Below are 19,379 nucleotides of genomic sequence, written 5' to 3'. Positions count from 1 at the left end.
TCCTCCATAAGTCGTGCGTCGCTGCGTTACGTACGCACTACGGAATCACCGGAATCCGGCAAGCCCGTGTTGTCCGAACCATCTATCAGTGTCCTGTGTGAGAGCACGGCCCCTGTGCCTAGACGAGAACGACATACCTAACGGTTCCCATACAAAGCACCCAGGCACTCTCGACAGACCAATGTGAGAGGGGTCACCCTGTCATTCATCCACGCGGGGAGGCATGGATGGGCAGGAGCCGCAGAACACTTCCGGAGGAGCTTCTGTTGCTCGCTCTGGACCCGGCCACGGGTACCACAGCGCAGCCGCAGTCGCTCGACCTGGGTCTGGCCGGAGCACAGCTAGTGGAGCTGGCTCTGGCGGGACGGATAGCCCCAGATGGGGATCGTATAGCCGTGGTGATGCCACGGCCGACCGGAGATCCGACACTGGACTCCGCGCTGGAACTGCTGCGCAGACGTGGCAGTCCGGTTCGCGCGGTCCATTGGATCGGCGGGCCCCGACTGGGGTTGCGTCAGATCTACCTGGCACACCTGGAGCGGTGCGGCATGGTTCATGCCGTGGCGGGCCAGATGTGCGGGGTGCTGCCGACGACTCGCTACCAAGCGACGGACACGGCGATCAGCAGGGACATCAGAACCCGGCTGGACAGTGCGATCCGCACCGGTGTTCCACCGGATCCGCGGACCGCGGCGCTCGCTGCGCTGGCCCATGCGGTCGGACTCGGCAAGCACCTCTACCCAGGAAATGAGGGGCGTTCCTCACGATCTCGACTGCGGGATCTCATTAGGCATGACCCCATGGGCGGACTTGTGGCGCACGCCGTGATGGACGTCCAAAACGGTGCGGCCGCGCAGCCGCGTCGCAATCCCTCAGCACCGAACGGCAGCCGCCAGGCGGCCGTGTCGATGCAACCGCGCCGCGGGAGCATGGCCCGCGTCGCCGCGCACTGAGCACCACATGCACCGCAGGCGCTGGGCGCCGCACCGAGCAGAGCAGGACGCACGGGGCGGCGCCGGGCACCAACGCGGTTTGCCGCAGCACCGCACCAAGCAGCGCTGCAACGCCCTGGAGCGTCGCACCACGCGGACGGAGGGCAGCAGCACCTGCGCAGCGGTGTGTTCCTGACCTGGTTCGGGAGCCGCACCTGACGCGCGGGGCAGCATTCTGTGCTGCCCCGCGCGTTCCCGTCTCCTGACAACATCACGGCCCGTGCCGGGCCTCAGCCGCGGCGGGTCCCCGGCACCACACCGACCAGCGGTATGTCCCGCACCAGGTGGCCGTGCCGTGGCCCGCACCGGTGCGAGGCGCTCCCAGGGGCCCGTGTGGCCATTCCTCAGCGCAGCACGGGCGTTTGGTGGCAGTCTGCTGAGCAGTAGATACGCTCAGCTACAGCCGGAGGTGCAGTTTCTGTGGCGTCCAGTGTCAACCCCACCGTCAGGCGACGTCGTTTGGGCCTGGAGCTGCGCAGGCTCCGGGAGCTGCGGGGCATGACCGCCGAAGAGGTGGCCGAACGCCTGCTGGTGTCCCAATCGAAGATCAGCAGGCTGGAGAACGGCCGCCGTTCCATCAGCCAGCGGGACGTACGAGACCTTTGCAGTGTGTACGAGGTCGACGACCACCGAGTTGTCGACTCGCTGATGCAAATGGCCAAGGACTCCCGCCAGCAGGGCTGGTGGCACGCTTTCGGCGACATCCCGTACAGCGTCTACATCGGCCTGGAGACCGATGCGGCCAGCCTTCGGGTGTACGAGCCGCAGGTGGTGCCTGGCCTGCTCCAGACCAGGCCCTATGCCGAAGCGCTCATCACCGGTGCGCTGCCGGAGACCGCGGTCACGGACATCGACAAGCGCGTCAGTGTGCGGGTGCGCCGGCAGGACCGGATCAAGGATTCCGAGCAGCCCCTGCGCATGTGGGCGGTGATCGACGAGGCGGCCCTGCGCCGAACCGTCGGTGGAAAGAATCTGATGCGGGAGCAGTTGGAGTATCTGATCGAGATGTCCCAGCTACCGCATGTCACGATCCAGGTATTGCCTTTCGATATGGGCGCTCACCCGGGCATCAACGGGCAGTACGCAATCCTGGAATTTCCAGACGCAACTGATTCAAGCGTTGTCTATATCGAGGGCGTCACCAGTGATCTCTATCTGGAGAAGGGCAACGACGTCCACAAGTACAGCGTGATGTACGAACATCTGCGCGCCCAGGCACTGAATGTGGAGCAGACGACCTCGTTCATCGAGAGCATCGCCAAGGAGTACGCCCGCTAAGAGGTGAGCGCGCCCGGGAGTAGGCCCGGCTCGGAGCCCCCGCTCAGGAGTGGGCAAAGAGCGGGTGACTCTGGCGATGAAGCCGGATAGGAAGATCAATCAGCTCATCTGACGGGTGGGGTACCGAAGGGGCGGAAAGGTACACCTCCACCGGTGAATTCGGAAGGGTCCGGTAGCAATGCCATCCGACCGAGTGAATGCCTGCCTCGCAGATCCGCGGCGGCGAGTAGCGTCGATCACACCAGCGGAACGCTGGCATCATCACACCACTTGCCGAAGCGGAGTAAACATGGCAATCATTCAGGGAGCCACGGAGACATGGACGAAGTCCTCATACTCCGGGGGGAACGGGGCCTGCGTCGAAGTCAAGTCGCCTGTTGCGCTGGCCATTTCCGTGCGGGACTCCAAGGAACCCGCGGGACCCACGATCAACTTCGTACCCAGCTCATGGAACGCCTTTGTGAGCGAAGTTGGCCAGGGAGCGTTCCAGCTCGGCTAAGCCCCCTGCCGAGCCGTAGGAACAACCTTTCGTGCACGTCGCATCCGCCGTGTACGACGGGGGATGTACCACCTGACAGAGCCCTCTCGACTGGTCCGCCGTCCCGGCCGAGGGGGCTCGGCCATGCGGGCGCACCGCCGTCCACCACACCGGCGCCGACGAGCCTTCGACGCGGAGAGCAGTCGCGGCCACCACGGCCAGGCCCCGGCCAGTCGTCCTGGAGATGTCGTAGCGCGACGCCGGACCGCGGGCTTCGGGTGCCCGCCCGACGGCTCGTCGTCCGCACCCATGCCGGGCTCGGTTGAGCCGGAGGGGGTCAGATCACCTGTCCGGCGGGGACACGGGTGACGGTGATATGCGGCGGAACCACTGCCGCGCCGCGCGACCGCTCGGGTACGGCGATGGTGTGCAACCGGGGAAAGGCAGCGAGCCACTCGTCACCCATCACCGCGGAGAAGCCGTCGCGCAGCCAGAGATGGGTAAGGGATTCCGGATCCAGGTTCTCCACCAGATCGGCGGATCGGTAGATGCCCACCAGTTGGATGCGGGCGCGGCCCCCTAGATCCCGTAGGGCGTGCAGATGGTCGATGTTGTGGGCGGTGAAGTAGAGATCCGTCCCATCGAGATGGGCGAGGACGTCCTCCGCGTACTTCTGGGTGTCGAAACGCATCCAGGACCAGGCCAACTGGCGGCGTACGGACAGTGCGGGATGGCCGCTGAAGCGGGCCAGTACAGGCAGGGCCGCGTCGGTGCCGATCCGCGTGGCGGTGATGATCACATTCTCGGCCTGCCCATCGGTCAGCTCGTCAGGGCCCGGAAGCAGTCCCAGCACTATGGGGCCGCCGAATTCGGCGAGGTTCCGGGCTCGGCGCCGGGTGTTGGGCGGAATGAACTGCCCCGTCAGGTCGATGACATGGCGCCGCACCTCGGGCGAGACCTCGGTGGCGTGCTCCAGACAGGTCGCGGCCATCAGTACTCGACGCAGATCCTGCCCGGACAAGCTCCTCCCGTACGGTCTGTCGTAGAGGTCCCGGCCCAGATGGGTGCCCTCGATGCCGGTCACGAGGCCGGTCAGAATCCGGTCCCGCTCGGCGGGGCGGCCCAGGGCCACCGACATCCGCACGACGTCCTCCCACTGGTCCTTGTGGGCGTTGTCCAGCAGCAGGGGGAAGTCGCCCTCCTCAACCATGGCTTTCGCGCCCAGATAGTCCTGAAAGGTCCGGTGAACGAAGTCGATCCGTCCGGTGGCCGGCTCCCGCAGCAAGCCCGAGCGCTCCAGCAGATGGCGCAGCACCCGTTCCGGAGATGCCTGGACATGGGCCATGTACCCCAGCGAACGCTCCAGTTGGGTCACGGCGTCGGCATGCTCCATCTCCACCCGGCTGTTGCGGATGAGCCAGTGGGCAAGCTTCTGGAGCAGCAGGATCTGAGTCTCCGAGGAGAGCCGTAGCCCGTCGTCGGGCCGCACCCCGCGTTCCACATCACGGCGTTCGAGGAGCATCCGCAGGGCGGCGTCATACAGATCCCGTCGACCGTGGGGCAGAAACCCGCGGCGCTCACGGTGCAGAGCGCACAGCAACCCGCACATCAGTGGGTTCACCGCCAGCCGACCGAGATCCTCCCCGGTGCGGATGCCGTCGAGAAGCGCCTCGCCCAGCTGTGGTTCCGTACCGACGGCCCTGTGCCAGTGCCGAACGAAGTGGGTCACGTCCGTGCGGGACATGGGCGAGAGGGAGAGCTGGGCGAAGCCCTCACGGGCCAGCCAGTCCTCGCCGACCGCGGAGGGTCGGGCGGTCACCAGCCAGAGGTTGCCGGGGAAGTCTCCCATCAGCTCACGTAGCCAGCGACGGGTCTCCTCCCGCTCGCGTTGGGGGATCTCATCGATGCCGTCCACCAGGAGAAGCGCCCGCCCCGCGCCGAGTACCCGGTCCGTCCAGCCAGGTGGCTGCGATCCGGCGACCGAGCTACGCACGGCGTTCAGGAACTCATCCGGCGTGGGCAACCTGCCGTCGCGGATGACACGGCGCAGCGGCAACACGATGGGGATACGGCCCACCAGATGGTCCAGGGAGTTGGGGATTTCGGCGGTACGGGCGGGGCGGCCGTGCGCCCATTGGGCAGCGGTCACGGCAAGCCACTGCACCAGTGTGGTCTTGCCCGACCCTGCCGCGCCGCGCAGCAGGACCTTGCTCCGCCCGGAGAGCACCTGCTCAGCGGGGATGGAGGCGGCCGTTTCATGAGCCAACTCCAGCGAGACATACGCCGTGTCGAGCCGCCACTCACGCTCATGATTGAGGTCAAGTCCGTAAATGGTCAGTTCACTGTACTTGCGGGCGATATGCCGGGTGTACAGCTGCTCAAAACGGGCGTCCTCGACGGACCTGGGCGGGATGCGCTCGATCAGCAGATCGGTGGTGGCGATCAACAGCTCAAGGGAGCGGGCCTGTTCTACGAGGGTGCGGGCGACGAATGTGGACCGCTGGGTGAAGAAGTTCAGGATGTGGAGGCAGGCGGCGTGCAGCAGAGGGTCGTAGTACGACTCCGCGGCGGCCGAGAGATGCCCGGAGCGGGCGAGCCGGGCCGCAAGTGCCTCCGGTCCGAGACGGACGGCCTGGACGTCGTCCATCTCCAGGTCGCCCAGGCTGTGGAGGGCTAGCGCAAGCGCATGGGCGAGTTCGCCGCGGACTTCCGCGGACGGAGCCTCATGAGGCCCATAGGACTGAGCGGCCCGGTCCACCAACTCGGCAGAGAGCTTGTCGAACTCGTTCCTGCCCAGGGAACCCTTCTCGCCCTTGAAGGAGACCAGGGCCGATATGCGTACCGGCTTGTCCACCAGGCCGGCGCCGTGCGTGCCTTGCACAAAGAGCCTCTTCACCAGGGGGCCCACGGCACTGGAGGCGAGACGCACGGCGATGGCGGAGGGATCCATGAGCGGGATGCTAGCCGGGGTGGGCATCCGGGGTCGCCGCAGTACGCTCATGCGGAGGCGGTTCCCGAACGAGGGGCCGCGAGGACTCCCTGCGCTGGAACAGCGTCCCGGGTCAGGCCCGGGGGTAGCGGGCGAGCCAGCCGGGGGCAGCGGCTGCCGGACCGTGCAGAGCCGGCCCCTGTGTCATCTCCATGGCGAAGTCATCCGCCAACTCGATGATCGTGGGCCGCCCTTCCAACTCCGAGAGCCACGCGGGTGGTAGCGCGGTCTCGCCATGGAGCGCACCAAGCAGCGCCCCCGTCACAGAACCGGTGACCTCCGAGGGGCCGTCGTGATTGACGGCGAGTCGCAATCCATGCCGAATGTCCTCACTGACGAGGGCGCAGTACACGGAGACCGCGAGCGCGTCCTCAGCGTGGTGCTGCTTGCCGAGGGAAGCGATCCGCTCCGCGTTCGGAGCGCCCTGGCGTACTGCTCCCAGCGCTCGCTTCAGCGCGTCGGTAACCGGCTGGTGTCCAGGGCGGGTACCCACCAGACTGAGGGCCTGCTGCACCGCCCCGTCCAGGGTCTCAGCCCGCGCCAGGGCGTGCATGATCACGGCAAACGCTCCCGCCGAGAGATACGCAGCCGGATGGCCATGCGTATGCGCCGCACACTCCAGGGCCAATTGGCACACCAGCTGCGGCTCCCAGCCGACGAGCAGCCCAAAGGGAGCGGAGCGCGCCAGAGCACCGGGATCACGCGCGGTCGGATTCTTCGGGGTGTCCAGTGTGCCCATCGTGTCGTCGCCGAGCCCCAGCAGGCTGGTCTTCGGGGGGTCGCGCCGGGTGTAGAGCCACTCCTCGCAGGCGAGCCACCCATTGTCCTTACGACGCTCATCCGGGCCCCAGTCACGCTGGGTCGCCGCCCACCGCAGATAGGCCCGGTGTACATCGGTCGGCGGGTGCCAAGCTCCCGTATCGCGTCGAACCTGGGCTCGGATCAGCCCGTCGACAGTGAACAGACCGAGCTGGGTGGAAGCGGTGATGGCACCGCGTCGACCGTACGCGGGCACAAGATCATTAACGCCCTCCGCGCCATACGCGGAAACGATCGCCTCCCACGTCAACGGGGCAACTCCCGCACCAAGGGCATCGCCGATCGCCGCACCGAGCAGAGCACCGCGCACACGGGCCCGGAAATCCTGCTGCTCGGCACGCCCCCAGACGGCTGTGGCTGCTGAGCTCACCGCGCGCCCTCCCTGGACGTGGAACGTAGTGCGAAGTACAGCGAACGTAGTGGGAACGTAAGCCGCGGCAGCACTGTAATCGAACGAGGGGGAGGGGTTGGGGGTGTCGGAGGTTGTGGGGGGGCTCTCTTCTGGCGCCGGAGGGGGTGGGGGGCCGCTGGCGGGGCCTGACTTGGGGGTGCCTGTGCCTGGGGCGAGGCCTTGGTTCTTGGGGTCGGCGCCGCCGTCTCGGGTGTCCCCACCGGGGTGAAGGGTTCCGTCCTCAAACGCCGGACGGGCTGAAGTTGCCCCTGGCGGGGCCTGACTTGGGGGTGCCTGTGCCTGGGGCGAGGCCTTGGTTCTTGGGGTCGGCGCCGCCGTCTCGGGTGTCCCCACCCGGGGTGGAAGGTTCCGTCCTCAAACGCCGGACGGGCTGAGATTGCCCCTGGCGGGGCCTGACTTGGCAGGGGGTGCCTGTGCCTGGGGCGAGGACGCGGGCGCCCGGGGTCGACGCCCCCGTCTCGGGTGTCCCCACCCGGGGTGAAGGGTTCCGTCCTCAAACGCCGGACGGGCTGAAGTTGCCCCTGGCGGGGGCCTGTGTTGGTGGGGGTTGCCCGGGGTGAGGCCTTGGTTCTTGGGGCTGGTGAGCCTGCTGTTCGCGTGGGTTGGGGGGGGCTATCGGGGGTGACTCCTCAGCGTCGACGGCCCGAAGCTCCTTTGATCCGGCATGCGGGTCTTGCCGTCGATCGCTTCCGGGGACACCCCCTGCGCGCCCCCACGCCCAGACTTGCAACCCCTGCCCCCAGGTCCCTGCCCCATCGAGGAACCAGAGGACACCTCCTGCCCGCGCCCAGCCGAAACCTGCATCCTCTGCCCCCAGGTCCCTGTTTCGTCGAGGAACCAGGGGACACACTCCGCGCGCCCCCACCCCCAAACCCAATCACCCGCCCCAGGACACCCGCCCCTCCACCCATCCAAAACTCACCCCCCAAGCTCTACGGAGAGGCGAGGGACGCCCCCGGCCGCCCGCAGGCAAATCCAGTCACCCGCCCCAGGACACCCGCCCCTAGGAGGAGTTGAGGGCTTCCACCCCCGCGCACAGGCTTGGTGTTCCCATGCCCCGAGGTGCCTGTCCTGGTGGGGGTGCTCAAGTCGGTCGTGGTGCTTCGGGGGCTTGGGGGTGGTTTGTGGGGGTGTTTGAGCGTGGGGGGCGGGCGCGGTAGGTGGGGTTCTAGGAGAAGGCCCGGGGTGGGTCAGGGGTTGCAGCGGGTGCGGAGTTGGGGGGCGTCGTCGGCGTCTTGGAGTCCGGGGGCTCTCAGCAGTTCTCGGGCGCCCGGGCGGTCCTCCAGGGAGAGCAGGGTTCGTACGTCTGCCAGGGCCAGGTCGGGGTTGTCCAGGGTCAGATGGAGTCGGCCGCGGCTGCGGTAGGCCCAGGTGCTCTGGGGGTCGAGGGTGATCGCTCGGTCGAGTTCTTCCAGGGCCTCCGGGAGATGTCCCAGTTCGTGCAGGGTGACGCCCCGCTGTACGGCGATCCAGGCCTTGGCGGGCTTGAGTCGCGCCGCCCGCGTCAAGTCACTTAGGGCGTCGTCCAGTCGGCCCAGCGCATGGAGTGACTGGCCACGGCGACCGAGCGCCCAGCCGTCATCCGGGGACAGCTCGATCGCTCGACCGTAGTCCGCGATCGCCTGTTCATGGCGGCCAGCCCTGCGGTGCGCCTCACCGCGCAGGGTGAGATAGCCGGCCTCATCCGGGCTGGCCCCCACCACCGCGTCCAGGTCGGCGAGTTCACCGGTGAGGTCGCCCAGTTGTCGACGTACCTTGGCCCGCGCGACCAGGGCCACCGATGAGTCGGGGGCCAGCTCCAGGGCCCTGTCGAGAACGGTGAGGGCTTCCTCGTATCGCTGGAGGTGGCCAAGGGAGCGGCCCCGAGCCACCAGGGCGTACCCGTAGGACGGGTCGTGTTCCAGCGCCTTGTCAAAGTCGGCTATGGCCCGTTCATGGCGCCCGGCGAGTAGATGGGCGTAGCCGCGCTGGGCGAAGGCCCACTCCTTCGACTTGGCCGTCGCCACCACCCGGTCGAGATCGGCGAACTCCGCATCGGTGTCGCCTACCTCGCGGTGGATCTCCGCCCGCCGCAGCATGGCCCAGAGGTAGCCGGGTTCGATCTCCAGGGAGGTGGCGAGGTCGGCCAGAGCCTCTTGGGTGCGGGAGAGCGACTTCTTCGCCATGGCGCGGCTACCGAGCGCCCAGGCATAGCGCGGGTCGAGCGTGAGGGCGCGGTCATAGAGGGTGATCGCTTCCTCGAAGCGGCCGAGGTGGCGCAGGATCTCGCCGTACTCGCCCACGATCCAGGGGTTGTCCGGGTCGAGTTCGCGGGCGCGTCGGATGTCGACGAGCGAGCCTTCCCCGTCGCCGAGGGCCCGTCGGACCTGGGCTCGACGCACCAGCGCCCAGCCGTGCCCGGGGCTGGCGTCCAGGGCCTGGTTCAGATCCTCCAGGGCGTCTTCGCTCCGCCCGAGGGCGTGTTTGCTCTGGGCGCGGCTGGAGAGGGCCCAGCTGTCCATCGGATCAAGGTCCAGGGCTCGTCCAAAGCACTCAAGGGACTGCTCGTACTCACCCAGCAACCGGTGGGTCTCCCCCAGGCCGTAGTGCGCGCGCTGGCAGCTCTCGTCGAGGGAGATGGCTCGGCGGTAGTCGCGCAGGGCGTCGGCGTACTCCCCGAGATTGCGGCGATCCCGCCCTCGAACGACAAGCGCCTTCACTCCTGCTGCCGGGGGGAGTTCGCCTCGGCTGAGGATCAGGCCCAGTAGTTCGACGCATCTGCGCCCCTCGTCCGCGAGAGCCGCCAGGCATTCCCGCCCGAGCGAGCGCAGGTTGTCGCTATCGGCGTCCGTTCCCGCGTCGACGAAGGAGAGCGCCCACTGACGGGCTCGGGGCGAACCCGCGTCGCAGGCGTCGACGCCGTCCAGGAACACGGTGGGGAGCGCGGCGCGCGGCTGGGCGCAGAGCCGGTGGTACATCTCCTCCAGGCGCAGTTCGCGCCAGTTGTCCTGGGCCCAGCGCTCGGCGGGCGTAAGTCCTTCTCCTGCTGCCTCGCTCCAGGCGGCGAAGGCCTGTGCCAGCCGGCGGTGGCCGCCGCTCCAACGCTCGGGGGAGCTGTTGCGGCGGAGCCGGAGCATCGGTTCGCGTACGACGTCGTGGTAGCGGGCGCGTCCGCCGCGGTCGCTGACGAACGGTAGGGAGCGTAGCCAGGCGAAGAGCTCGGTGGCGTCCTGGCTGTCGGTGGCCGCGCGGAAGACGTCCTCGTTGAGCTGTCGCGGCAGCGCCCCGTCCTGGGCGGCGGAGCGGCGCACCGGGTCGCTCTCCCATTTGAGGAATCGCTCCACGGCGGTGGCGCTGGGGTCGTTGACGTCGCCCGTGCTGCCCGCGTTCTCCGCGAGGGTGGAGACAAGGACGGGGAGCCGGCCGGAGAGTCTGAGGACGTCTCGGATGACTTCTTCGTCCACGACGTGCTTGGCGGCGAGGAGCTGACGAGCCTCGGTCTCGGTGAAGGGTGAGAGCGGGATATCGGTGACCAGCTCCGCGTAGTCGGACCAGACATGGGGGTTGGCGGGACGCTGTCCTGAGGTGGTGAGCAGGCAGTTCGCCGGTGGGGAGCCATGTCGTCCCGTCACCATGAAGTCGCACAGCCAGGGGTCGAGGAAGGGGCTGGTGCGCTCATAGGTGTCGAAGAAGAAGGCGAACCAGGGGACTTGGTCCGCGATGCGCTGGAGCTCGGCGGCCAGGACCGGGGTGAGGGACTTGGCCGGGTCGAGGACGAGGGCTACGTCTTCCTGTTTGCTGAAGTGTCGGCTGAGGGTGGCTCGTACGCTGTCGGCCGCGGCGGCGACCTGGGCGGGGTCGACGGCTCCGACGAGTGCTCCCGCACCGGGCAGCAGCCCGATGGCGACCAGTCCGGCCTGGGCCGCCACAAGCGATCCCGTGGTGGGGGCCGGTACGCCGGTGGCGGGGTCCACGGCGGGGGCGGCGGAGACGGCGGACTCCACCTCATAGCGGCGCTGGCGGTAGGTGGACAGCATCTTCTCCAGCGCCTTCAGCGGGAATCCCTGGCCCGCGAACTGGGCGCAGATCGCCTCCAGGGCCTCGGGGACGCTGGTCACCGACTCATCGAGGGTCGCGGTCAGTGCTCTGCTCTCGCGGGCGGTGTGGGCGAGACGGCGGACCAGGAAGGACTTGCCCACACCCGCGTTACCGTGGATGTGGAAGATGATGCGGTGCTCCGCGTCATCTATCGAGGTCTCCAGATTTCCCTGGAACAGCGCCAGCTCGGCCCGCCGGCCAACGAAACCGGCGAGCCTTCGCTCCTTCAATAAGTCCTGCATCGAACGAACCATGTGATCAGTCTGACCGTTCTCCCCGCCGGCCGTCAGCCCCTGTGGATAACCTCCGAGACCGCTGGGGGCGCCCGCTAGTCGGAGACCAGCGGCAGCAACTCCGGTAGCTGGCCGTCCGATTCCGCGGCCGTGCGTTGCCGCTCCTCGGGGACCTCCCCGTAGAGCGTCGTCCGCGCCTTCGCCGGGCGTCCCGCCAGCTCCGCGATGTCCACGAGGTCCTTGATCGACCGGTAGGAGCCGTAGCGGGAGCCGGCCATCCGGGAGATGGTCTCCTCCATCAGTGTTCCCCCCAGGTCGTTGGCGCCCGAACGCAGCATCTCCGCCGCTCCTTCGGCTCCGAGCTTCACCCAACTCGTCTGGATGTTGGTGATGTGCGGGTGGAGGAGGAGTCGGGCCATCGCCGTCACCGCCCTGTTGTCGCGAACCGTGGGGCCCGGGCGGGCGATCCCCGCGAGATACACCGGCGCGTTGGTGTGGATGAACGGCAGGGTCACGAACTCCGTGAACCCACCGGTCTCCTGCTGGATTCCGGCGAGCGTACGGAAGTGGCCGAGCCAGTGCCGGGGCTGGTCCACATGGCCGTACATCATCGTCGACGACGATCGGATGCCCAGTTCATGTGCGGTGCTGACGACCTCGATCCAGGTCGCCGCGGGCAGCTTCCCCTTGGTCAGGATCCAGCGGACCTCATCGTCGAGGATCTCGGCGGCGGTGCCGGGGATGGAGTCAAGGCCTGCCTCCTTGGCCGCGGTCAGCCACTCCCGTACCGACATTCCGGTGCGGGAGGCCCCATTGACGATCTCCATCGGCGAGAACGCGTGCACATGCATCCCGGGGACGCGTTCCTTGACCGCCCGGGCGATGTCGAAGTAGGCGGTGCCGGGCAGATCGGGATGGATTCCGCCCTGCATGCACACCTCGACCGCACCGACGTCCCAGGCCTGGGCCGCCCGGTCGGCGACCTGCGAGAGGGAGAGGGTGTAGGCGTCGGCGTCGGTGCGGCGCTGGGCGAAGGCGCAGAATCGGCAGCCGGTGTAGCAGACATTGGTGAAGTTGATGTTCCGGGTGACGACATAGGTCACCTCGTCACCGACCACCGACTTGCGGAGGTCGTCCGCGATCGCGGTGAGGGCGTCGAGGGCCGGTCCGTCGGCGTGGAGCAGCGCCAGGGCCTCGTCATCGGTGAGCCGGGTGGGGTCGTCCGCCGCGGTGCGCAGCGCCTGTCGTACGTCGGTGTCGATCCGCGAGGGCACCATTCCCGGAACGGCTGCCTCCCGTAGGGCCTCCCAGTCGCCGTACACGGCGTCGAAGTCGGCCCGGCGGTCGTGGGTGCGCCCCTCGGTGTCGATGGTGCGGTGCAGATCGGTGCGTCCGGTGGCGGTGAAGCTCTCGTCAGGCTCCTGCCAGGGCAGTCCGGTGGGGATGGCCTCCGATCGGGCCAGTCCGGTCTCGGGATCGGCGAGCGCCCGTACGTGCGGTACCAGCCGGGGGTCGAGCCAGGGCTCCCCGCGTTGGACGAATTCGGGGTAGACGCAGAGCCGTTCCGCGAGTCGGAAGCCGGCGTCGGCGGAGTGCTCGGCGAGTTCATCGATCTGGGGCCAGGGGCGTTCGGGGTTCACATGGTCGGGGGTGAGCGGGGACACCCCGCCCCAGTCGTCGATCCCCGCTCGGATCAGCCGTGCGTACTCGGCGTCCACCAGGTTCGGCGGGGCCTGGAGGCAGGCGGAGGGGCCCAGGAGGAGTCGCGCGACGGCGATGGTGGCGACCAGTTCGTCCAGTTCGGCATCGGGCATTCCTCGCATGGCCGTGTCCGGCTTGGCGCGGAAGTTCTGCAGGATGAGCTCCTGGATGCTGTGGTACGAGCGGGAGACGCGGCGGAGCGCGAACAGCGAGTCGGCGCGCTCCTCATAGGTCTCCCCGATACCGATGAGCAGTCCGCTGGTGAAGGGCACCGAACTGCGTCCGGCGTCTTCGAGGACCCTCAGTCGTACGGCGGGTTCCTTGTCGGGCGAGCCGTGGTGCGGCCCGCCTGGCTCGCTCCACAGCCGGGTCGCGGTGGTCTCCAGCATCATGCCCATGGAGGGTGCGACGGGCTTGAGCCGCTGGAAGTCGGTCCAGGTCAGCACGCCGGGATTGAGGTGGGGCAGCAGCCCGGTCTCCTCCAGGACGCGGATCGCGATGGCCCGTACGTAGGCGATGGTGTCGTCGTACCCCTCGGCCTCCAGCCAGGCGCGGGCCTCGGGCCAGCGGTCCTCTGGCTTGTCTCCCAGGGTGATGAGGGCTTCCTTGCAGCCCATCTCGGCTCCGCGCCGGGCGATCGCGAGGACTTCGTCGGGGGACATGAACATCCCGTGTCCTGCGCGGCGCAGCTTGCCGGGAACAGTGACGAAGGTGCAGTAGTGGCACTTGTCACGGCAGAGGCGGGTGAGGGGGATGAAGACGCTCTTGGAGTAGGTGATGACTCCGGGCCGTCCCGCGGCTTCGAGTCCGGCGTCGCGCACACGTGCTGCGGAGGTACAGAGATCGTCCAGATCACTGCCACGGGCCTGGAGAAGAACGGTGGTTTCGGCGACGTCGAGGGCGACCCCGTCCCTGGCTCGTTTGAGGGCACGGCGCATGGCGTTCTCGGTGGGGCGTGCGGGCTCGTGATCCGTCATGAATCGAGCATACGAGCTGATCGGGGGCGGTAAAGGGGCCGATGGGCGCGCTGGCCGAGTACGTCCGCCGAAGGGTGGGGGATACCGGCAGGTCCACCGCTGATCGCGGGCGCGGCGGCCACCGGCGTGAACGGCGCCGGCGCCGGTGGAGTTGGAGCGCCCGCCCGACCCCGCTGCCCGCCCGGCCCCCGCTGCCGCGAAGGCGGGCCGGCAGACGGGCCGGACAGCCGGGCTGAGTAGCCGTACGGATTCCCTCGCCCGGGTGGCCATGGCGCAATGACCCCATGGTTGCGACTTCTCCCGCTCGCCGTACGGCCGATCAGCAGTGGCGGCTGGCAGCCCGGATCGGGCTGGCGACTCTCACACCCGCGTTCGTCGGCGCGGTGCTCCTGATGCTCGATCACTGCGTCCCGGACGGCTGCCTCGATCGCCCGAGGGCGCTTTCGTACCTCGCCTGGTGGGCGTTCGGGGTCAGTACGGGGGCGGGTTTGTTCGCCTCTTTCTCGCCCCAGCGCTTCTACTGGAGCCAGCGGGCGAGGCCGCCGGTGACGCTGGTGCACTGGGCGGCCCAGCTCACCTCGGTGGGGGCGGTGCTGGCCATCAGGCTCTGAGGACATCCCCGGCTGGCCTCCGGGGACCTCCTTCGGCTCGCGACGCTCAGTCGGGAACCACCAGGGACGGGGTGTCCCGGGTGAGTACCTCGCCACGGAAGAACGCCGGGCTCTTGCGCTGCATCACCAGCATGATGACGACGCCGACCAGCAGTAGTCCCACCCCGATGACGAAGACCGAGCCGACGCCGAAGACAGCCGAGCCGCTGCCGTACGCCGGGTCCCACATGTCGTACAGCGTCTTGGCGAAGACCCCGGCGAGAAGCGCCCCGCCGACGACGGGGAAGAGGCCCTTGAACACCAGGTCGCGGCCGGAGCGCAGCAGTTCCCTGCGGAAGTACCAGGCGCAGGCGAACGCCGTCAGCGAGTAGTAGAAGCAGATCATCAGGCCGAGGGCGTAGATCGTGTCGATCAGGACGTTCTCGCTGACCAGGGTCATCACCGTGTAGAAGGCACCGGTGGCGATGCCCGCGACCACCGTGGCGCGGCCCGGGGTCTTGAAGCGGGGGTTCACCCGGGAGTACGAGGGGGGCAGCGCCTCGTAGGTGGACATGGCCAGGACGGTACGGGCGACCGGGATGAAGGTCGTCTGCAGGCTGGCCGCGGCCGAGGCGAGGACGGCGATGAAGAGCAGGATGCCCAGCCCGGGTCCCATGATCGGGCCGGCGAGGGCGGCGAAGACGTTGTCGGAGGTCTCGGGGTTGGCGAGGCCAAGGCCCTTGTCCCCGGAGCCGACGGCCATCTGAGCGGCGACCGCGGTGGCCAGATAGGAGCCGACCAGGATGACCATCGCGATCAGTGCCGCGCGGCCGGGGGTCTTGTCGCTGCCGGTGGTCTCCTCGTTGGCGGTGAGACAGGCGTCCCAGCCCCAGTACATGAAGATCGACAGCGAGAGTCCGGCGGTGAAGGCGGCGAAGGACTGGACGGCGAAGGGGTTCATCCACTCCAGGGAGAAGGAGAGCGAGGTGTCAAAGGAATCCGCCTTGCTCAGTGCCATCGCGACGAAGAGGCCGAGCACCAGCAACTGCAAGCCGACCAGGGCGTACTGAACGCCCTTCGTGGCCGTCATTCCCCGATAGCTGATCGCCGTGGCGACGGCTATCAGGATCAGGACGGTGACGATATGGACGGCCTTGTTGTCGTCGAGCGCGGCGATGGAGTCACTGCCGGTGATTTCGCCGGCGAGCAGCCAGAAGAAGGAGGTGGCCACGCCTGCCAGATTGGAGAGCACGATGATCGTGGCGATCACCAGTCCCCAGCCGCACATCCAGCCGAGGCGGGGGCCGAACGCCTTCACGGTCCAGGTGAAGGAGGTGCCGCAGTCCGGCATCACGCGGTTGAGCTCGCGGTAGGCGAACGCCACCAGCAGCATCGGAAGGAAACCCGCGAGGAAGACGGCGGGCATCTGGAGCCCGACCTCACCGGCCGTGGAGCCGAGGGTGGAGGTGAGGCAGTAGACCGGGGCGACGGTGGAGATGCCGATGACCGCGCTGCCCGTGAGACCGACGGAATTGCCGCCGAGCCCCTTGGTGCGTACTCCCCCGCTGGACGCGCCCCCACCGGGGGCGCCCCCTACCGTGCCTCCGGCCAGGGGCCGCGCATCCAGCTCACTCATGAACAGGACGTTAATTGCTGCGGTTTCCACACCCGGAGGCCAACCGTCCGGATATCGAACCTTCGTTTTCGCCACCACTATCGCCACACGCCCTCGATAAAGAAGATCAATAGCAAACGAAGGCATGGGATGGAAGGATTTTCGACCCTACTTGCGAGTACGAGAACCGCAGCACTGTCCGGTTTATGGCTTTTGAAGTTTTCCCATACTGAGCGGGAAACCCTGGGCGCGGTCCATGGCGCTACCCATGGCGCTGTCCACATCGGGTGCGCGCACTCCTCGTCGGCGGCTGCTCCGGTCAGCGCCCCTGCGGTCGCCCGGAGGGCGACCGCAGGGGACCGTGCGCACCCGCATCTCCTCGGGTCAGCTCACCTCGAAACCCAGCGCGGTGGCGATCACTGCGGCCTGTTCCAGATCGATCTTCGCGCCCGCGAGCTCAGTGGTCAGCGGGTCCAGTGCGGACAGATCGCTGCCGCGGAGATCCGCGCCCTGGAGCTTGACGCCACGCAGCGTGGCGCCGGAGAGATCCGCCCCCACGAGGGTGGCCCCCTCCAGCCGCGCCGCCGTCAGGTCGCACTCCCGCATCCGCACCCCGTCGAAAACGGCCCCCCGCAGATCCGCCTTGGGCAGGGCCGCGAAGGACCAGTCCCCTCCGGTCACCCGCAAGATGTTGAAGGTGCACAGCTCAAAGCGGCTGCCGACGACTTTGCACTGCTCGAAGCGGGTGTCGAAGAAGGTGCAGCGTCTGAAGACGCAGTTGGTGAAGGCGGCACTGGCATGCCGCGAGACATTGAAACGCACCCCGGAGAAGGTGCACTCGTCAAAGATCCCGCCCTCGTTCACCACCTCTGTCCAGTCCGTGTCGTAGAAGGTGTGACGGCTGAACCGCTGGCCCGAGAGATCCCTCCCGTACCAGTCCTCGCCCCTGATGATCGACGGCTGATCGGGGGCAGGAGCCGTGGGGGAGGCGGGGTCGGTGTTCTTTTCGCTCTCACGTCGGATGGCCACGGGTCCGATTGAACACGCCACCACTGACAAAGCCCCTGAGCGGCGGTTTCGCCCGGTGAGACGGCCAGGCATCCGGAGAGGGCTGGCCGCCCGCGGTTGCCATAGAACTCGGCGAGCCGAGCGGCCGCGCGACAACGGCGAGCGCCGGGCCGCAAGACCCGGGTGGCCTCCGCGAGCGCCGGGCCGCAAGAACCCGGTGGCCTCCGCGAGCGCCGGGCCGCAAGAACCCGGTGGCCTCCGCGAGCGCCTCACCCCGGTCGGCGTGATCCATCGGATGGCAGCGGGACCCCGCGACAGGACCCCGTCGAGACGCCGCTGACCGACGCTCGATCCGCACCCGCACCACCGGCGGAACCCGTCCGCGCCGACCAGGCCGCGAGCGCCTCCGCCTGTCGCCGCCACACCGATGGCACCCGCCTCCTCAAGAGGGCGCGGGACGGGGTCGATCGCCGCGACCCGTTATCCGCCCTTGCGGCCCCCCGACGCGGACGCCAGGTCCGCCCGTCCGCATCGAGCAGGGAGGTCATCGAGCGCAGACATGGGTGCCTGGGGCGGAAAGCGGCGGAGAATCTCTTGTGTACGGAGATATTCGGGGAAGCCGTCGGCCGTGGCAGTCGACTGGCCCGCCTGATCGAAAGTGTCCGTAGCGAAGTCATTGACCTCGAAGGTGACTTGAGGGGTAACTCCCCTGTGGGGGATGCTCCCCTGACCGGTCCACCTGTCCAGTGAACAGGAGTGCACGCCGATGACCACCTTGAAGTACGAGCAGATCGCGGACTCACTGCGGCAGCGCATAGCGGACGGGGAGTTCCCGCCGGGTGCGGTCCTGCCGTCGGGCCGTGACCTCTGCGAGCAATGGGGAGTCTCACGAGCCACCGCCATCAAGGCCTACGAGACGCTGCGGAACGACGGGCTGCTCGTCGCCAAGCAGGGGCAGGGCTTCCGGGTCACCGAGACTCCGCTCGCCCGCCCTGCCGGTAACCGCCGGTCGGGTAGTTCACGGCTGGCCGGAGGCCGCCCGTTTCGGAGGCTCGGTACGCCGACCATGGAGCAACCACCTGATCATGTCGCGCGCCGGCTCCACCTTGCCTCGCATGTCGAGGCCTTGCGTCGGGACCGGCTCGTGCTCCTGAACGACGGCACTCCGATGACGCTGGTGTCGGCCTGGTTCCCCGCGGAAGTGGCCACCGCCTGCCCTCGACTGGCACAGAACGGGCCGATCGCCGAGGGGACCACCCGTTATGTTGCCCGGCTGACCGGACGTACCCCGGTGCGAGCGCTCGATGTGATGTCGGTCCGGCTGGCGACCACCGCTGAGGCACAACTCTTCGCGGAGGAGGTGCCGTTGGCGGTGGCGATAGACATCCACACCGCGTACGACGATGCCGATCGACCGCTGGTGGTAGAGGAAGGTGTGACTCCGGCACAGCACTGGGAACGCACCGACAACTACCCGATGGGGTAAGGAATTTGGCGATTACTTGACTGGACCGGTCCACCGGTTCAATCTATCGAGTGTCGGGGCCACGGCGGCGCGGTCAGCAGAGCTTCGGCACCCTCGTTCGTCGGCGATCAGGAGGCTCCGTGTCGCCCTCAGAAATACCCATCGTCCCCTCCCCCGCGATGCCCACCTGGTCCATGGGGTATGCCATGAACCTGGCATCGGTCCCTTGCGCCCGGGCTCACGCGAGACGGCAGCTCGCGACATGGGAGTGGGGCGGCAGCTCCGACGACGGGGTGCTGATCGTCTCGGAGTTGGTGTCGAACGCGGTTCGCCATGGCAGTCGGCCCGGTCATGACCTCCGGCTGAGGTTGGTCCTGCCCACCCCCAGGGACTTACTCATCGAGGTGTCCGATCCGGTGGCGGCCTTTCCGGACTTCGACAGGGTCTTGACCGAGGACGGTGAGGCCGAGTCCGGGCGGGGCCTGTTCCTGGTGCGGGCCCTCGGCGCTCACCTCAGTTGGTACGCGAGGCCTCAGCTGGGCAAGACCGTGCGCGCGTCCATCCCCGCTCCGGCCCGGACGAACCATCCAGCCAGTGGATCGGCCCAACAGGGCGTGGACCGTACCAGCCGGGGCCTCGGCCGAGCCGTAGTGCGGGGTCATGGCGACGCGGGCGAACGCCATGCGCTCGCCCGCTTCGGGGAGTCGGGCATCCCGTAGTACCCCCGTACCCCTGGCCGCCCGTT

The 19,379-nt window shown here is 68.3% G+C and carries 12 protein-coding genes; 6 read left to right on the top strand and 6 right to left on the bottom strand.

Annotated features, from left to right (window positions below; all coding sequences use genetic code 11):
• The first annotated feature begins 227 nt into the window (after nucleotides 1-227).
• The 3 genes from NBG84_RS34675 (at nucleotide 228) to NBG84_RS34665 (ending at nucleotide 2,769) form a co-directional block, all read left to right on the top strand.
• Nucleotides 228-953, top strand: coding sequence for a GOLPH3/VPS74 family protein (locus NBG84_RS34675; RefSeq protein ID WP_250923657.1), 726 nt, complete (start codon nucleotides 228-230; stop codon nucleotides 951-953).
• A 459-nt stretch (nucleotides 954-1,412) separates the two neighbouring features.
• Nucleotides 1,413-2,270 carry a helix-turn-helix domain-containing protein gene (locus NBG84_RS34670; RefSeq protein WP_250923656.1) on the top strand — a complete coding sequence of 286 codons (858 nt, stop codon included), beginning with the start codon at nucleotides 1,413-1,415 and terminating at the stop codon, nucleotides 2,268-2,270.
• Nucleotides 2,271-2,559: 289 nt separating this feature from the next.
• Nucleotides 2,560-2,769, top strand: coding sequence for a DUF397 domain-containing protein (locus NBG84_RS34665; RefSeq protein WP_250923655.1), 210 nt, complete (start codon nucleotides 2,560-2,562; stop codon nucleotides 2,767-2,769).
• A 316-nt stretch (nucleotides 2,770-3,085) separates the two neighbouring features.
• Here NBG84_RS34665 and NBG84_RS34660 read toward each other — a convergent pair whose 3' ends face one another.
• From NBG84_RS34660 to NBG84_RS34640, 4 genes are all read right to left on the bottom strand, one after another.
• A complete protein-coding gene (locus tag NBG84_RS34660; RefSeq protein WP_250923654.1) occupies nucleotides 3,086-5,698 on the bottom strand; it encodes an NACHT domain-containing protein in 2,613 nt (870 codons plus the stop codon).
• A 112-nt stretch (nucleotides 5,699-5,810) separates the two neighbouring features.
• Complete coding sequence (locus NBG84_RS34655) at nucleotides 5,811-6,926, bottom strand: ADP-ribosylglycohydrolase family protein (protein WP_250923653.1); 1,116 nt, start codon at nucleotides 6,924-6,926, stop codon at nucleotides 5,811-5,813.
• Nucleotides 6,927-8,158: 1,232 nt separating this feature from the next.
• Nucleotides 8,159-11,287, bottom strand: coding sequence for a tetratricopeptide repeat protein (locus NBG84_RS34645; protein WP_308312150.1), 3,129 nt, complete (start codon nucleotides 11,285-11,287; stop codon nucleotides 8,159-8,161).
• An 86-nt stretch (nucleotides 11,288-11,373) separates the two neighbouring features.
• Nucleotides 11,374-13,956, bottom strand: coding sequence for a bifunctional FO biosynthesis protein CofGH (locus NBG84_RS34640; protein ID WP_250923652.1), 2,583 nt, complete (start codon nucleotides 13,954-13,956; stop codon nucleotides 11,374-11,376).
• 284 nt (nucleotides 13,957-14,240) lie between these two features.
• Between NBG84_RS34640 and NBG84_RS34635 the strand changes: the two genes are divergently transcribed.
• A complete protein-coding gene (locus tag NBG84_RS34635; RefSeq protein ID WP_250923651.1) occupies nucleotides 14,241-14,567 on the top strand; it encodes a hypothetical protein in 327 nt (108 codons plus the stop codon).
• Nucleotides 14,568-14,613: 46 nt separating this feature from the next.
• Here NBG84_RS34635 and NBG84_RS34630 read toward each other — a convergent pair whose 3' ends face one another.
• The gene (locus tag NBG84_RS34630; RefSeq protein ID WP_250923650.1) at nucleotides 14,614-16,182 is read right to left on the bottom strand and encodes an APC family permease; all 1,569 of its coding nucleotides are present in this window, start codon (nucleotides 16,180-16,182) and stop codon (nucleotides 14,614-14,616) included.
• A gap of 363 nt (nucleotides 16,183-16,545) precedes the next feature.
• On the bottom strand, nucleotides 16,546-17,190 hold the full coding sequence (locus tag NBG84_RS34625; protein WP_250923649.1) for a pentapeptide repeat-containing protein: 645 nt from the start codon (nucleotides 17,188-17,190) through the stop codon (nucleotides 16,546-16,548).
• Nucleotides 17,191-17,935: 745 nt separating this feature from the next.
• On the opposite strand from NBG84_RS34625, the gene NBG84_RS34620 reads away from it, so the two are divergent.
• A complete protein-coding gene (locus NBG84_RS34620; RefSeq protein ID WP_250923648.1) occupies nucleotides 17,936-18,655 on the top strand; it encodes a GntR family transcriptional regulator in 720 nt (239 codons plus the stop codon).
• Nucleotides 18,656-18,774: 119 nt separating this feature from the next.
• A complete protein-coding gene (locus NBG84_RS34615; protein WP_250923647.1) occupies nucleotides 18,775-19,353 on the top strand; it encodes an ATP-binding protein in 579 nt (192 codons plus the stop codon).
• Nucleotides 19,354-19,379: the final 26 nt, after the last annotated feature.

This window comes from Streptomyces albipurpureus (assembly GCF_023701525.1).
Classification (GTDB): domain Bacteria; phylum Actinomycetota; class Actinomycetes; order Streptomycetales; family Streptomycetaceae; genus Streptomyces; species Streptomyces albipurpureus.
This window is presented reverse-complemented; position numbering and strand designations above follow the sequence as displayed.

What these genes read in the sequence shown, in the direction of transcription:
- NBG84_RS34675 (WP_250923657.1), top strand. Translation starts at nt 228, where the DNA reads ATGGGCAGGAGCCGCAGAACACTTCCGGAGGAGCTTCTGTTGCTCGCT.
- NBG84_RS34635 (WP_250923651.1), top strand. Translation starts at nt 14,241, where the DNA reads ATGGTTGCGACTTCTCCCGCTCGCCGTACGGCCGATCAGCAGTGGCGG.
- NBG84_RS34665 (WP_250923655.1), top strand. Translation starts at nt 2,560, where the DNA reads ATGGCAATCATTCAGGGAGCCACGGAGACATGGACGAAGTCCTCATAC.
- NBG84_RS34645 (WP_308312150.1), bottom strand. Translation starts at nt 11,287, where the DNA reads ATGCAGGACTTATTGAAGGAGCGAAGGCTCGCCGGTTTCGTTGGCCGG.
- NBG84_RS34630 (WP_250923650.1), bottom strand. Translation starts at nt 16,182, where the DNA reads ATGAGTGAGCTGGATGCGCGGCCCCTGGCCGGAGGCACGGTAGGGGGC.
- NBG84_RS34640 (WP_250923652.1), bottom strand. Translation starts at nt 13,956, where the DNA reads ATGACGGATCACGAGCCCGCACGCCCCACCGAGAACGCCATGCGCCGT.
- NBG84_RS34620 (WP_250923648.1), top strand. Translation starts at nt 17,936, where the DNA reads ATGACCACCTTGAAGTACGAGCAGATCGCGGACTCACTGCGGCAGCGC.
- NBG84_RS34660 (WP_250923654.1), bottom strand. Translation starts at nt 5,698, where the DNA reads ATGGATCCCTCCGCCATCGCCGTGCGTCTCGCCTCCAGTGCCGTGGGC.